General features: G+C 71.3%; 11 protein-coding genes. 7 read left to right on the top strand and 4 right to left on the bottom strand.

Annotation, left to right across the window (positions count from 1 at the left end; genetic code table 11):
- Nucleotides 1-23: 23 nt before the first annotated feature.
- A complete protein-coding gene (locus VLK61_RS12745; RefSeq protein WP_325421708.1) occupies nucleotides 24-2,606 on the top strand; it encodes a ligase-associated DNA damage response DEXH box helicase in 2,583 nt (860 codons plus the stop codon).
- On the opposite strand, the gene VLK61_RS12740 is transcribed toward VLK61_RS12745, so the two are convergent.
- On the bottom strand, nucleotides 2,573-3,070 hold the full coding sequence (locus VLK61_RS12740; RefSeq protein WP_325421706.1) for a response regulator: 498 nt from the start codon (nucleotides 3,068-3,070) through the stop codon (nucleotides 2,573-2,575). The two genes, VLK61_RS12745 and VLK61_RS12740, sit on opposite strands and share 34 nt — an antisense overlap.
- Before the next feature lie 398 nt (nucleotides 3,071-3,468).
- Nucleotides 3,469-4,194 (bottom strand): helix-turn-helix transcriptional regulator, encoded by a 726-nt coding sequence (locus tag VLK61_RS12735; protein WP_325421704.1) that lies wholly within the window; start codon nucleotides 4,192-4,194, stop codon nucleotides 3,469-3,471.
- A 121-nt stretch (nucleotides 4,195-4,315) separates the two neighbouring features.
- Here VLK61_RS12735 and VLK61_RS12730 point away from each other — a divergent pair, with 121 nt between their 5' ends.
- Complete coding sequence (locus tag VLK61_RS12730) at nucleotides 4,316-4,681, top strand: hypothetical protein (protein WP_325421702.1); 366 nt, start codon at nucleotides 4,316-4,318, stop codon at nucleotides 4,679-4,681.
- A gap of 14 nt (nucleotides 4,682-4,695) precedes the next feature.
- Here the strand turns inward: VLK61_RS12730 and VLK61_RS12725 are convergent, their stop codons facing one another.
- Complete coding sequence (locus VLK61_RS12725) at nucleotides 4,696-6,273, bottom strand: ABC transporter substrate-binding protein (protein ID WP_325421700.1); 1,578 nt, start codon at nucleotides 6,271-6,273, stop codon at nucleotides 4,696-4,698.
- A 247-nt stretch (nucleotides 6,274-6,520) separates the two neighbouring features.
- Here VLK61_RS12725 and VLK61_RS12720 point away from each other — a divergent pair, with 247 nt between their 5' ends.
- The gene (locus tag VLK61_RS12720; protein ID WP_325421698.1) at nucleotides 6,521-8,278 is read left to right on the top strand and encodes a SulP family inorganic anion transporter; all 1,758 of its coding nucleotides are present in this window, start codon (nucleotides 6,521-6,523) and stop codon (nucleotides 8,276-8,278) included.
- Between the two features lie 71 nt (nucleotides 8,279-8,349).
- On the opposite strand, the gene VLK61_RS12715 is transcribed toward VLK61_RS12720, so the two are convergent.
- Nucleotides 8,350-8,583 (bottom strand): DUF2789 domain-containing protein, encoded by a 234-nt coding sequence (locus VLK61_RS12715; protein WP_325421696.1) that lies wholly within the window; start codon nucleotides 8,581-8,583, stop codon nucleotides 8,350-8,352.
- A 236-nt stretch (nucleotides 8,584-8,819) separates the two neighbouring features.
- On the opposite strand from VLK61_RS12715, the gene VLK61_RS12710 reads away from it, so the two are divergent.
- From VLK61_RS12710 to VLK61_RS12695, 4 genes are all read left to right on the top strand, one after another.
- Nucleotides 8,820-9,185 carry an SPW repeat protein gene (locus VLK61_RS12710; protein ID WP_325421694.1) on the top strand — a complete coding sequence of 122 codons (366 nt, stop codon included), beginning with the start codon at nucleotides 8,820-8,822 and terminating at the stop codon, nucleotides 9,183-9,185.
- A 141-nt stretch (nucleotides 9,186-9,326) separates the two neighbouring features.
- Nucleotides 9,327-10,469 carry a hypothetical protein gene (locus tag VLK61_RS12705; protein ID WP_325421692.1) on the top strand — a complete coding sequence of 381 codons (1,143 nt, stop codon included), beginning with the start codon at nucleotides 9,327-9,329 and terminating at the stop codon, nucleotides 10,467-10,469.
- Nucleotides 10,466-11,071 (top strand): c-type cytochrome, encoded by a 606-nt coding sequence (locus VLK61_RS12700; protein ID WP_325421690.1) that lies wholly within the window; start codon nucleotides 10,466-10,468, stop codon nucleotides 11,069-11,071. Before VLK61_RS12705 ends, VLK61_RS12700 begins: the two co-directional genes overlap by 4 nt.
- Nucleotides 11,072-11,094: 23 nt before the next feature.
- Nucleotides 11,095-13,743: a LuxR C-terminal-related transcriptional regulator gene (locus VLK61_RS12695; protein ID WP_325421688.1), complete on the top strand. Its 2,649-nt coding sequence runs from the start codon at nucleotides 11,095-11,097 to the stop codon at nucleotides 13,741-13,743.
- The last annotated feature ends 19 nt before the right edge of the window (nucleotides 13,744-13,762 follow it).

Below are 13,762 nucleotides of genomic sequence, written 5' to 3'. Positions count from 1 at the left end.
CAAGCCGCACCAATAATCGGCCGATGCAATCCGTCTGGCCGCCCGCCGACGCCTGGTTCACCCGCCGGCACTGGACGGCCTTCCCCTTCCAGCACGAGGTCTGGCACGCCATGGCGGAGGGCCGCAGCGGCCTGCTGCATGCCACCACCGGCGCCGGCAAGACCTATGCCGTGTGGCTGGGCGCCCTGGCCCGCGCCGCGCAACTCGCGATCCCGATGCAAGGCCGCACACCCCCGCCGCTGGGCGTGCTGTGGATCACCCCGATGCGCGCCCTGTCCGCCGACACCCAGCGCGCCATGGCCCTGCCGCTGCCCGAGCTCGCGCCCCACTGGACCCTGGGCCTGCGCAGCGGCGACACGCCCAGCGCCGAAAGGGCGCGGCAGGACAAGCGCTTGCCGACCGCCCTGGTCACCACCCCCGAATCGCTGACGCTGCTGCTGACCCGCGCCGACGCCGCCGAGCGGCTGCAGACCGTGCACACCGTGATCGTCGACGAATGGCACGAGATGGTCGGCAACAAGCGCGGCGTGCAGGTGCAGCTGGCACTGGCCCGGCTGGCGCAATGGAACCCCCAGCTGATCGTCTGGGGCTTGTCGGCCACGCTGGGCAACCTGGACGAGGCGATGCAGATGCTGCTGGGGCCGAAGTCCGCCCGACCGACACGCCGCCCGGCCGCCCGCCTGGTGCGCGGCGCCACGCCGAAGACGCTGCTGGTCGACACGCTGCTGCCGCACGAGCCCGGCCGCTTCTCCTGGGGCGGCCACCTGGGCAAGCAGATGCTGGCGCCGGTGGTCGCCGAGATCGAGCGCAGCGGCCCCACGCTGGTGTTCACCAACGTTCGCTCGCAGGCCGAGGCCTGGTACCAGATGTTGCTGAACGCGCGACCCGATTGGGCCGGCCAGATCGCGCTGCACCATGGCTCGCTGGACAAATCGGTGCGTGAATGGGTGGAAGCCGGCCTGAAGGCGGGCAGCCTGCGCGCGGTGGTGGCCACCTCGTCGCTGGACCTGGGCGTCGACTTCCTGCCGGTCGAGCGCGTGCTGCAGATCGGCTCGGCCAAGGGCGTGGCGCGGCTGCTGCAGCGCGCCGGGCGCTCGGGCCACCAGCCGGGCCGCGCCAGCCGCATCACGCTGGTGCCGACCAACACGCTGGAGCTGATCGAAGCCGTGGCCGCCCGCCGCGCGGTGGCGGCGCAGCGCATCGAGCAGCGCCACGCGCCGGACAAGCCGCTGGACGTGCTGGTGCAGCACCTGGTCAGCGTCGCGCTCGGCGGCGGCTTCACGGCCGATGCGCTGTACGCCGAGGTCTGCCGCACGCACAGCTTCCAGGCCTTGTCGCGCGAGGAGTTCCAGTGGGCGCTGGACTTCGTGGTGCGCGGTGGTGCGTCGCTGGGCGCCTACCCCGAGTACCACCGCGTCGTCGAGCGCGAGGGTGTCCACCGCGTCGAGGACCGCGGCATCGCGCTGCGCCACCGCTTGCAGGTGGGCACCATCGTCGCTGAGTCGTCGATGCTGGTGAAGTGGTTGAGCGGCGGCACGCTGGGCCAGATCGAAGAAGGCTTCATCGCGCGACTGAACAAGGGCGACTGCTTCGTGTTCGGCGGCCGCGTGCTGGAGTACGTGCGCACGCAGGACATGGCGGTCTATGTGCGCAAGGCCGCCGGCAAGCGCGGCATCGTGCCCAGCTGGGCCGGCAGCAAGATGCCGCTGTCCAGCGAGCTGGCCGATGCCACGCTGGAGGTGCTGGACGATGCGCGCCGGCAGGCGCTGCAGTTCGACGACAGCGCCGCTGCCGACCCCGAGCTGATCGCCGCGCGGCCGATGCTCGACGCGCAGCTGCGCCTGTCGCGGCTGCCGACGCCGTCGACCCTGCTGGTCGAGCAGTTCCGTTCACGCGAAGGCCATCACCTCTTCCTGTACCCGTTTGCCGGCCGCCATGTGCACCTGGGCCTGGCCAGCCTGCTGGGCTGGCGGCTGGCGCGCGAGCGGCCGAACACCTTCAGCATCAGCATCAACGACTACGGCTTCGAGCTGCTGGCCGCCGACAGCGTGGACATCGCCGGCGTGCTGAGCGGCAGCAGCTTCACCGCCGGCGACGAACTGCTGCACGACGTGCTGGCCAGCCTGAACAGCAGCGAACTGGCGCGCCGGCGCTTCCGCGAGATCGCCCGCGTCGCCGGCCTGGTGTTCACCGGCTACCCCGGCGCGCCCAAGAGCACCAAGCAGTTGCAGGCCTCGTCCAGCCTGTTCTACGAGGTGTTCCGGCAATACGATCCCGGCAACCGTCTGCTCGGCCAGGCCGATGCCGAGGTGCTGGCGCAGGAGCTGGACCTGCGCCGGCTGCGCGCCGCGATGCAGCGCATGCAGCGCCAGCGCATCGAGCCGGTCACGCTGCGGGCGCCGAGCCCGTTTGCACTGGCACTGATGGTCGAGCGTTTCCGCGAACAGCTGAGCACCGAGAAGCTGGCCGACCGGCTGGCCCGCATCATTGCCGAGGCCGAGGGGGTGCTCGACGAGGCGCCGCCAGCGCAGCCCGCCGGCGTGCCGCGCGGCCGGCGGTCCCGCGCCGCGGGTCAGCCCTCGCCGGGGCGGACTTCGTCCGAATAGTCCGGCCGCCTCTGGACGCGCAGGCTCGGCAGCCGGCAGGAAGCGTCCGGCAGGCTACCGGTGAGGGCCCGCCGCACGCCGTTGCGGAACAGCGCCAGGTTCAAGGGCTTGCGCCAGTACTCGTAGGCCCCCAGGCTCATGGCCTTGATCACGCTGGGCGTGGCGGCGTCCGCAGTGAGCAGCGTGACCCGCAGCCCCTGCGTCGAGACCTCGGGGTTGAGTTCGCGCAGCACGTCGATGCCGGTTGCGCCGGGCAGATGCATGTCCAGCAACACCAGGTCCGGCTGTTTGCGGCGAACCAGCCGGATGCCGGTGGCCGCACTGTCGGCATGCAGCAGTTCGACCCGGGGATACAGCATGTCGACCAGCGACTGGACCAGCATGACGCTGATTGGATCGTCCTCGATGTAGACGATCTTGCCGACCAGTGAAACATCGGCCGACGCGGCTTGGTTGTCGCTCACCAAAGTGGCCCCGCCTTGGACTGTGGAACAAGTGAAATGAAGCGGCCGACGCCCTTACTGCGACAACTACGAAGGCCGCGCTGTTGAGAAACCCTGAGCCTGTCTTGTTATTTTAGAACGCCCCCAGGCGGCGCTGCCGCCGCCGCCCGAGGGGTATGACTCAACTGGCAAAGCCACATTGAGTCATGAGAACACGTCGCGATCAGAAGCCGGTACGGGGAAGCGCTGGGGAGACAGAGATTTTCCGGTACGTGTTCATGGCGGCTCCTGTGCTGTGTGACCACACGATCTGTGGCAGGGACATTGCAGCAGGCGCGCCGGGCGCCGGAAACTACGCTGGGAGGTAGGTTGACGCAGCCCCCCCCCTGTGCTATTGGCTCGTTATCAGGCCGTGTCGATCAGGCCGTGTCGATCAGGCCGTGTTGAAGGGCCTTCAGCACGGCCCGGTGCCGGCTGTTGCAGGCCATCTTCTTCAGGATCTGCCGGACATGGAAGTCGACGGTGTGCTCGCTGACCTGCAGGATCTGCGCGATCGCCCAGTCCGACTTGCCCTGCGCAATCCAGCGCAGCGTTTCCAGCTCCCGCGGCGTCAGGCGCGGCAGCACGTCGGCCACCGGCGGGTTCGGCGGCAGGAACAGGCGCAGGCTGGCGTCCTGGGCATGCACGGCCAGCAGGTTCAGGTCGGCGAGCATGCGGGCCAGCTTGGCATCGCGCCGGGGCAAGGGCTTCTCCCGGTCCATGCCCAGCAGCAGGTGCCGCCCGTGCGGCAGGTGCAGCGCAATGCCGATGCCCGCGCGAAAGCCGAACGGCGCCTGGGTCTCCCACAGGTCGGCGGCACTCGCTTCGACATAGGTGCGCTGGTCGTAGATCACCGGCGTGCTCTGCACCCGCAGGCGCTGCAGCACCGGGTCGCGCCGGCCGTCTTCCAGTGACTGCGATGCGTCCAGAAAGGCTGGCGGCGTGTTCGACACGGTGACGTAAGTGCTGGGCGCGCCGGGCTGCTCGATCACCAGCGTGGCGCTGACCAGCGGAAAGTCCATGTGCTCGGCGAACGACACCAGGGCCTCCCTGAGCGCATCGCACGTGGGGGCCTGGCTGACACGTTCATAGTCGTCGAGCAGCATCGGATCGGACCTCCTTGTCTACCTACGAAAGGGAGTAGGTTGCAAGCGGCCGCGCATCCACCAACATTCGGCCAGCAACGGCCAAGCGTGAACGAGGTTAGGAATGGGTGCGTGGGCAGTCATGGCGTGGCAACCGGTATTGTGGCCAAAGCCGTGGCCAAACATGCGGCTTCGGCACTTGGAAACCATCATCGATCGCTCGACGACGGCGTTCGGCCGCCGGCGTGGACAGGCGGTGTGGACGGCCGACTGCGCCGCCGGCATGACCGGCCTGGCGTGGGAATGGATCGAAGTGCGGTCTGGCGTCATCGCGCTGGCCGACCCGATGAACATCCTGAGCAACCTGTGCGTGGTCGACGAATGCTGCGCGCCGGTGCCTGATTCACGCCGCGCGATGGTGCTGAACAGGCTGATCCACAGCGTCGACTGGCAGCCGCAGGTGCGGCGGCAATTGCGCGACCGGTGCCGGATGCTGGCGCTGGCCTGAGCGCGTCGAGCAACTCAATTCACCCGGACCCACCGCAACTCCATCGTGTCGTTCGGCCACTGCACCGCCCTGACCTTCTTGGCCATCGCCCAGTTCAGCGTGCGCCGGTACAAAGGCACATAGGGCAAGTCCTCGTGCAGCAGCCGCAAGGCCACGCCCACCCGAGCCCGGCGCTTGATCAGGTCGGGCTCGGTCCGCACCGCATCGATCAAGGCATCCAGCTGCGGGTTGCTGTAGCGCCCGGCATTGAAGGTGCCGCCGCCCTGCGGATCCCAGCTGCGGAACAGCGCATTCAGCGTCGCCCAGGGGTCCAGCGAGGGTGTCCAGCCGAACTCGATGAAGCTGGCCGTGCCCTGGGTCAACTTCGGGAAGAACTGGTTGGTCGGTGAACTGCGCAGGCTGGTGCGGATGCCCACCTGCGCCAGCATCGCCGTGGCGGCCTGGCACACCGCCTCGCGGTAGGCCACGTTGACGCATTCCAGCGTCACGCCAAAGCCGTTGGGGTAGCCGGCCGCCGCCAGCAGCGCGCGTGACTTCGCCGGGTCGTACGGGATGCGCTTGTCCACCTCGGCCAGGTAGCCGTCGACCAGCGGCGAGATGAACGAACCGGCCGGCGTGGCCTGGCCGCGCAGCACCTTGTTGATGATCAGCTCGATGTTCAGCGCATGCGCCACGGCCTGCCGCACGCGCTTGTCCTTGAACGGGTTGCGGTCCTTCAGCTCGCCCTGGATCAGCTCGTCGCGCGCCTGGTCGAAGGTGAAGTACTGCGTGCCGATGTCGGTGGCCGACAACACCGTGAGCCTGGCGTCGGTCTTCAGCCGGCCGACGTCCTGGTAGGGCGGGTCCAGCACCAGGTCCACTTCGCCGGAGGCCAGCGCGGCCAGCCGCGTTGCGTCGCTGCGGATGCCGAGGAAGCTGACCTCGTCGACATTGCCCTGGCGCTTGTCGGCCGCGCCCCAGTACGCGGCATGGCGCTTGAGCAGCACGCGCACGTCAGGCTGGTAGCTCTCCAGCTTGAACGGGCCGGTGCCCATGGCGTTGCGCACCGCGTAGGTCTCCTGCTTGCCGTTGAAGTCCTGCGCTTTCTCCACGCCATGCGCCTGAGCCCAGCGCTTGCTCATCATCGCCACCAGCCACAGCTTCTCGGGCCACACCGCGTCGGGCGCGGCGAGCTCGAAGTCGATGGTCAGGTCGTCCACCTTCTTCACGGCCACCAGGCCCTTCAGGCTGAACGAGCGCTGCGAGGTGGGGCCCAAGGCGCGTTCGATCGAGAACACGGCGTCGTCGGCGTTGAAGGCCGAGCCATCGTGGAACTTCACGCCGGGGCGCAGCCTGAAGCGCCAGTTCGTAGCGCCGGTCGCCTGCCAGGAGACCGCCAGCGCAGGCTCCAGCTTGAAGTTTTCGTCGCGGTTGACCAGGAAGTCGTGCACCTGGAAGACGATGCGCGAGTGGTACAGCAGCGCCACCGCATGCGGGTCCATGGTCTGCGGATCGAAGGCGCTGGCCACACGCAGCGCGGCAGCCTGCACGCAGGCGGCCGCGCCCAGCAACAGCGCGACCAGGGCACGGCGAAGGAATCGGTGGGCAGGCATGGCAGCTCCGGAACAGGCGCGGCGCCACCTGCGGGTTGGCCGGATCCCGCCGCGCCCGCATTCTGGCGTGCCGCATCCGACTTGCCCACCCCTGTCACCGCGGTGACTTCTTCAGCGGCCCGGCCCGGCGCCGGCCCGTGCCGCGCCCTGTGCCGCTCACTTTGCGCATCAGGTGCCGACGCTCAATCCGTCCGGGGGCGGCAAGCGGCCCGGCGCGCTGGCCCTGCATCCCTACAATCCGCAGCCCATGCAGACCGGCCTTCGCTCCTTCGCCGCCCGCTGGCTGGGCGCCTGGGTGAACGAGCTGAATGCCGCCACCTGCCGCGCCGATGCGCTGGCCGGCCTGCTCGGCGCGGTGCTGGTGCTGCCGCAGGCGATTGCCTTTGCCGCGCTGGTGGGCGTGCCACCGGCGATGGGCCTGGCCACCGCGGTGCTGCCCTGCGCGGTGGCGGCGCTGGCCGGCTCCAGCCGCTTCGTGCTGTCGGGGCCGACCAATGCCACCTCGCTGGCACTGGGCGCGATGCTGCTGCCGCTGGCCGGGCCCGACCCCGCCCGCCTGGTGGTGCTGGCCGTGGCGGTGACGCTGCTGGTGGGCCTGATGCAGCTGGCACTGGCCTTCGCCCGGCTGGGCGCGCTGGCGAACTTCATCTCGCCGACGGTGATGCTGGGCTTCACCAGCGGCGCAGCGCTGCTGATCGCCTGGTATGCGCTGGCCGCGATGCTGGGCGCCGGCGGGCGCGACACGCCCGTGCAGGCGCTGCAGCAGGGTCTGTCGTGGCCCGCGCTGGCCATCGGCGGTTTGACGCTGGCCGTGGCGCTGCTAGCACGCAAAGTGTGGTTGCGCGGCCCCACGCCGCTGATCGCGCTGGCCGCCGGCGGCCTGCTGGGGGCCTGGCTCGAGCATCGGGGCCATGCCGCGCTGCGCCTGGGCACGCCACCGGGGGCCTGGCTCGGCTGGCAGCTGCCGGCCATCGACTGGGCCTTGCTGCCGCAGCTGTTGCCGATGGCGCTGGCCCTGACGATCATTGCGCTGGGCCAGGCTATGTCGATTGGCAAGTTCCTGGCCACGCGCACCGGCGAGCGCCTGGACGCCAACCGCGAATGCCGTGGCCAGGGCCTGGCCAACCTGGCCGGGGCGCTGACGGGTTGCTTCGTGGCCTGCGGTTCGCTGAACCGCTCGCTGCCCAACCTCGAGGCCGGCGCGCGCACGCCGCTGGCTGGCGTCAGCGCCGCGCTGTGGCTGTTGGGCCTCGTGGCGGTGGCCGGGCCCTTGCTGGCCTGGATTCCGCTGGCCGGCGTCGGCGCGCTGCTGCTGCTGGCGGCGGCCTCGCTGATCGATCCCGCCGGCTGGCGGCGGCTGTGGCGGCTGGACCGGCGCGAAGCCGCCGTGGCGGGCGTCACCGCCGTGGCCACGCTGGTGCTGCGGCTGGAGGTGGCGGTGCTGGCCGGCGTGATGTTGTCGCTGGTGGCCTACCTCTACCGCACCGCGCGGCCGGCGATGCGCACGATGGGCTTCGACCGCCAGCGCCACGGCCGGCCCTTCGTCGTGCTCGACGACGCCGGCCCCGCCGCGCTGCCCGAATGCCCGCAGCTCAAGCTGCTGCGCATGGAGGGTTCGATCTGGTTCGGCGCGGTACCGCATGTGGCCGACCAGTTGCGCAGCCTGCGCCAGCGGCCGCCGGTGCAGCGACACCTGCTGGTGATGAGCAAGAGCATGAACTTCATCGACCTGGCTGCCGCCGACCTGTGGGACGACGAGCGCCTGCGCCGGCGCGAGATCGGCGGCGACCTGTACTTCCACCGCCCGCGGCCGCAGGTGCTGGCCACCTGGCAGGCCACCGGCTTCATCGGCCGGCTGGGCGCCGACCATGTGTTCGCCGACAAGCGCAGCGCGATCGCGCAGATCGTGCCGCAGCTGGACGACGGCATCTGCGCGCGCTGCAGCGTGCGCCTGTTCGAAGAGTGCAGTGAACGGCCCGGCGCGCCGCTGTCGCCGATGATCTGACCCCGCGGCCTGCTGCGCACCCGGCGCGCGCAGCCGCTCGGGGCCGCCGGGCATCGATCACCCCTCCCGGCTCACGGACTCAGCTGCGCCCCCAGCGAATCGACCAGTTCGGCCCAATCCGCGTCGTCGTCGACTTCCTCCCGCAGAAACTGGGCCTGGCTGGGGGTCCAGAACGGCGCATCGGCGAGCGCCACACCCGCGGGCAGAGGGCGATGCGTGGCGATGAAATCCTCGATGGCCGCCGGGTCGTCAGGCAGGCCGAGTTGTCGGAACAAGTCGGCGAGCCTGTGGATGGGAGATTCCATGAAGCCGCTCCAGGCAAAACAGGCCTGTCCGCCGACAGGCGATGGAGAAGGCCTGGGCCAGCGGCCCCGGCCCACCCGCGGGTCTGCGCAATCACGACGCACGATCATACGGTTGCCCCGTGCCATATGTCAGTCCACCGCAAGGCCTTGCCGGCACGCCACCTCAGCGCCCATGGAACGAGCCCCCGCGCAATCGATCCAATCAACTCTCTCCACACCCCACAGGAGGTGCCGTCATGATGCGACTGAAGCATTGGCAGGACGCGGTGACCGCTGTCCTCGGCGCATGGCTGGTCTTGTCGCCCTGGGCGATGGGCTACGTGGGTGACGCGTCGGCGACCGGCAACGCCATCGTCATCGGGCTGCTCCTCACCGCCGCGGCGCTGGGCGCGATCTTCGTGCCGCGCGCCTGGGAAGAATGGACCGAGGGCGCGCTGGGGCTGTGGTTGATCGTCTCGCCCTGGGCGCTGGGCTTCGCCGGCCTGAAGGAGGCCCGGGGCGTGGCGGTGGTCACCGGCATCGTGGTCCTTGCACTCGCACTGTGGACCTTGTTCACCGACAAGGACTACAGCGCCTGGTGGCGCAAGCGCACGGCGCAGTGAGCGTCGACGGCCGGCCGCCTGGCGGCCGGCCCCCGCGTTGCATGGGCCGTCCCGGCCACGACGGGCCATGGCCCGTCGTGAGCCTGCCGATGGCTCCGATGGGCGATGTTCGCAGCCGGCGTGCGCCGGACACTGCCGAGCATGCCCTCCCCGTCTGCCCCTGCCAGGACTCCGCTGCGACAGCGCGCCCGCATCGGGCTGGTCGCGTCGGCCATCGGGCTGACGCTGGGCGCCGTGGCGCCACTGGCCGGCGCAGCGCCATCGGCCCCGGCCGGCCCACCGCGTGACCTGCGCGACACCGGCCTGTTCGTCGCCGGCTCGGTCGACGACATCCGACCGGGCATCGCCTCGTTCTCGCCGCAGTACCCGCTGTGGTCCGACGGCGCCAGCAAGCGGCGCTGGCTCTGGATTCCGGCCGGCAAGGCCATCGACGCCTCGCGGCCCGATGCCTGGCAGTTCCCGCCCGGCACGCGGCTGTGGAAGGAGTTCTCGCACCAGGGCCGCCGCGTCGAAACCCGCTACATCGAACGCCGTGCCGACGGCCGCTGGACCTACGCCGCCTATGTCTGGAATGCCGAAGGCAGCCAGGCGCTGCTGGCGCCGGCCGCCGGCCTGCCAGGCTGGCCGGTCAAGGACGCACCCGATGGACGTTATGACATCCCGGCGCAGGCCGATTGCCAGGCCTGCCACGAAGGCGCCGCGGTCCCGGTGCTGGGCGCCGGCGCACTGCAACTGTCGCCCGATCGCGACCCACTGGCAGCGCATGCTGCGCCGGCCGCGCCATCGGATGTCGACCTGCGCGGCCTGGTGGACCGGGGCTGGCTGCGCCATCTGCCGCCGTCGCTGATCAGCCAGCCGCCGCGCATTGCCGCGGCTTCGCCGACCGAGCGCGCTGCCTTGGGCTACCTGCATGCCAACTGCGGCCATTGCCACAACGACAACGGCACGCCGGCCCCCGTGCGGCTGCGGCTGGCACAGAGCGTGGCCACACCGCAGGCCGGCGCGCAGCAGGTGCTGCGCACGCTGCTGGAACTGCCGGCGCGCTACCGCCCGGCCGGTGCGATCACCGACGCGCCGGTGATCGTGCCCGGCCAGCCCGAAGCCAGCGCGCTGCGCCAGCGCATGCACTCCCGCCAGCCGCAGGCACAGATGCCGCCGCTGGGCACCCGCGTGGCCGATGCGCAGGGCCTGGCCCTGATCGACAGCTGGATCCGCACTCACTTGTCCGCCCGACAAGCCCTCGCCTCCACCCCCACCAACACCCTCAAGGAAACCCCGCCATGAAGACCCTGCCCGTTCCGCTGCTGGTCCCGATCTCGCTGGTTGCCGCGTTGCTCGCTGCCTCGTCCGACACCTACGCCGCGCCCTCGGCCGAAGCCAGCGCCGCAGCGCCCAAGCCGGCGGCCGTGGCGCGCGGCAAGTACCTGGTCACCACCTCCGGCTGCCACGATTGCCACACGCCCTTCAAGATGGGCGCGAACGGCCCTGAGCCGGACTTCAGCCGCGCGCTGTCCGGTCACCCCGAGCAGCTGCAGATGCCGCCGGCGCCGCAGCTGCCGGAAGGTCCGTGGCTGGTGGTCTCGGCGGCCACCAACACCGCGCATGCGGGCCCCTGGGGCGTGAGCTTCACCGCCAACCTGACGCCCGATGCCGACACCGGCCTGGGCCCATGGACGCAGCGCAACTTCATCGACACCATCCGCACCGGCCGCCACATGGGCCGCGGCCGGCCGGTGCTGCCGCCGATGCCGATTCCCGTCTACCGCAACTTCACCGACGGCGACCTGGCGGCGATCTACGCTTATCTGCGCACGGTGCCGGCGGTGAAGAACCGCGTGCCGGATCCGCTGCCGCCGGCCGGCGCAGCACCCGTCGCGCACAAGTAGCGCACCCCCTATCATCGCGGGCGATGTCCTTCGCCCGCACCAAGATCCAGCAACCGCGGCCCCGCAGCGGCCTGCTGCTGCCGCGCCCGGCGCTCGAAGAAGCGCTGGTGGCGGCGCTGCTGAACCACCGCGTGGTGCTGGTCTGCGCCGCGGCGGGTTACGGCAAGTCGGCGCTGCTCGGGCGGGCCCTCGAGCAGCTGCCTCCAGGCCATGCCTCGGCCTGGGTCTCGCTGGACGAAGGCGACGACCTGCACCGGCTGCTGGATTGCCTGATCGCTGCGCTGGAGCCGTTTGATCCGCCGTGGCGCACGGCGCCCGAGGGCCTGATCGCGGCGGCGACAAGGCCCGACGGCAAGGCGCTGCCCGATGTCGCCGACGAGATCGTCAACACGCTGGACGCCTGCGAGCTGCCGCATGGCGTGATCGTGCTCGACGACCTGCAGCACCTCAGCGACCCGGCCTGCCTGAGCTTCCTGGACCGCTGGCTGCAGCGCATGAGCCCGCGCTGGACGGTGGCGATGGCCGCTCGCCACGAGCCCGCGCTGCGCCTGGGCCGCCTGCGCGCCGCCGGCGAGCTGGCCGACTTTGGCGAGGCGCAGCTGCGCTTCGGCCGCGACGAGGTGCGCCAGCTGATGGCCGGCTCTTCGGTCGGCGACGAGGCCGCCGATGCGCTGCACGCGCGCACCGCCGGCTGGGCCGCCGGGCTGCGGCTGGCGCTGAACGGCGCGCGCGGCGGCAGCCCCGGCAGCGCCATCGACCGCCAGGCCTTCGACTTCCTGGCCACCGAGGTGCTGGCCCGCATCGACCCGCGGCTGCGCGGCTTCCTGCTGCAGACCAGCGTGCTGCACGACCTGGATGCGCCGCGCTGCGCCGCCGTCAGCGGCTCGGGCGGTGATGGGCAGGCCGAGCGCTGGCTGGAGGAGATCGAACGCCTGGGCCTGTTTGCCACCGTCGTCGACGATGTGCAGCCCACGCTGCGGCTGCACGACCTGTTCCGCGACGCGCTGCAGCACCGGCTGAAGCTGGAGCAGCCGCAGGCCTGGCCGCAGCTGTTGGAACGTGCGGCCACGGTGGAAACCGACCCGGTGCGCCGCCAGGCACTGCTGCTGGCCGCCGGCCAGCCGGAGCAGGCCGCGCGTGCGCTGCTGCACGCCGGCACCGGGCTGATCACGCAGGGCGGCGTGAAGACCGTGCTGAACCTGATCGACCAGTTCCCGCCGGCCTTTGCCGAGACCAGCGCCGAGCTGCACCGCGTCGCCGGCATGGCCAACTGGACGATCTGGGACGCCCGCGCCGCCGAACGCCACCTGGGGCTGGCCGACAAGCTGTTCACCGCACGCGGTGACCCGGCCCTGGCGCAGGTGGCACGCGGCCACCGCGTGATCACGCTGATCGGCCTGGGCCGCTTGCATGATGCCGGCGCAGTGCTGGCCTCGCTGGATGAACAGCAGGCCATGAGCACCGAAGCGCGCATCGTCATCCGGCTGGCGCGCACCTGGCATGCGATGGAGAGCGGCGCGCTGCATGCGGTGGCGCCGCTGTTCGACGCGCTGGTGCAGGCGCTGGAAGAGCGGCCGGCGCTGGAGGTCTGGTTCTTCACCGTGCCGCCGCCACGCCAGACGGTCTGCCGCGGCATGGCACCGGGCCTGGCGCGCTGGGCCGCCGGGGCCTTGCGCGTCGGCGGCGACCGGCCCTGGGCGCTGCGCGCGCTGGCCCTGCTGGCGCAAGGCTGGCACGCACTGTGGCAAGGCCGGCTGGACGACACCGCCGCGCTGCTGCTGCGCGCCGAGGCCGATGCGTTATGGACCGGCCACCAGGTCGTGGCGCGCAGCCAGTCGCTGGCGCTGCGTGCGCTGCTCGCGGCGCTGCGCGGCGATCATGAAGCCGCGCTGGCCACCTTGCAAGCCCGCCTGGCCGAGCAACCTGCAGGTTATGGAGACTGGGGCCTGTGGCACCACCTGTACTTCGCCAGCCGCGTGGCCAGTGCCTGCGGCAACGCCGTGGCGCTGCGCGACTGGTCGCAGCGCGCGCTGGCCTTGCAGCCCGGCCTGCCCGATGCCGATGCGCCGCGGCTGCGCCCCTGGCTCGGCGCCTTGGGCACGCTGGCCTGGCTGGAGGGCCGGCGCGACGAAGCCATCTCGCAATGGCGCGCCGCGCTGCTGCATGAGGAACACATCGACCTGCTGGGCCAAGCCGCCGATGTGCGGGTGCGCCTGGCAGCGGCGCTGGTGCAGCGCCGCGCGCTGGCCGAGGCGGCGAGCTGGCTGAAGCCGCTGCTGGTCGACACCGAGGCCGGCCCGGGCGGTGCCCTGCTGGCCGGTGAGGCGCTGCAGGAGTTGAGCAGCACCGCCTGGGGCCCCGCGCTCGCGCCGCACCATGCGCTCACGCTGCAGCGCTGGGCCGCGATGGTGCAGCCCCGTCGCGGCAGCAGCCCGGCGGTGGCCACGGCCGATGCACCGGAGGCCGAGTTCCTGTCGCCGCGTGAAGCCGAGGTGCTGGCGCAGATCGCCGAAGGCGCCAGCAACAAGCTGATCGCCCGCGCGCTGGACCTGAGCCCGCACACGGTGAAGCGGCATGTGGCCAACATCCTGGACAAGCTGGCACTGGCCTCGCGCGGCCAGGCCGCAGCCTGGTACCGCGCGCAGGCCGGATCGGCACTGCCCGATCGCTGATCGACCGGGTCCGGCGCTG

Source organism: Aquabacterium sp. (genome assembly GCF_035476535.1).
In the GTDB taxonomy this organism is placed as follows: domain Bacteria; phylum Pseudomonadota; class Gammaproteobacteria; order Burkholderiales; family Burkholderiaceae_C; genus Pseudaquabacterium.
Note: the sequence above shows the minus strand (reverse complement) of the source record. Positions and strands in the feature narration are given on the sequence as shown.

What these genes read in the sequence shown, in the direction of transcription:
- VLK61_RS12700 (WP_325421690.1), top strand. Translation starts at nt 10,466, where the DNA reads ATGAAGACCCTGCCCGTTCCGCTGCTGGTCCCGATCTCGCTGGTTGCC.
- VLK61_RS12710 (WP_325421694.1), top strand. Translation starts at nt 8,820, where the DNA reads ATGATGCGACTGAAGCATTGGCAGGACGCGGTGACCGCTGTCCTCGGC.
- VLK61_RS12695 (WP_325421688.1), top strand. Translation starts at nt 11,095, where the DNA reads ATGTCCTTCGCCCGCACCAAGATCCAGCAACCGCGGCCCCGCAGCGGC.
- VLK61_RS12720 (WP_325421698.1), top strand. Translation starts at nt 6,521, where the DNA reads ATGCAGACCGGCCTTCGCTCCTTCGCCGCCCGCTGGCTGGGCGCCTGG.
- VLK61_RS12705 (WP_325421692.1), top strand. Translation starts at nt 9,327, where the DNA reads ATGCCCTCCCCGTCTGCCCCTGCCAGGACTCCGCTGCGACAGCGCGCC.
- VLK61_RS12725 (WP_325421700.1), bottom strand. Translation starts at nt 6,273, where the DNA reads ATGCCTGCCCACCGATTCCTTCGCCGTGCCCTGGTCGCGCTGTTGCTG.
- VLK61_RS12735 (WP_325421704.1), bottom strand. Translation starts at nt 4,194, where the DNA reads ATGCTGCTCGACGACTATGAACGTGTCAGCCAGGCCCCCACGTGCGAT.
- VLK61_RS12715 (WP_325421696.1), bottom strand. Translation starts at nt 8,583, where the DNA reads ATGGAATCTCCCATCCACAGGCTCGCCGACTTGTTCCGACAACTCGGC.
- VLK61_RS12730 (WP_325421702.1), top strand. Translation starts at nt 4,316, where the DNA reads ATGGCGTGGCAACCGGTATTGTGGCCAAAGCCGTGGCCAAACATGCGG.
- VLK61_RS12745 (WP_325421708.1), top strand. Translation starts at nt 24, where the DNA reads ATGCAATCCGTCTGGCCGCCCGCCGACGCCTGGTTCACCCGCCGGCAC.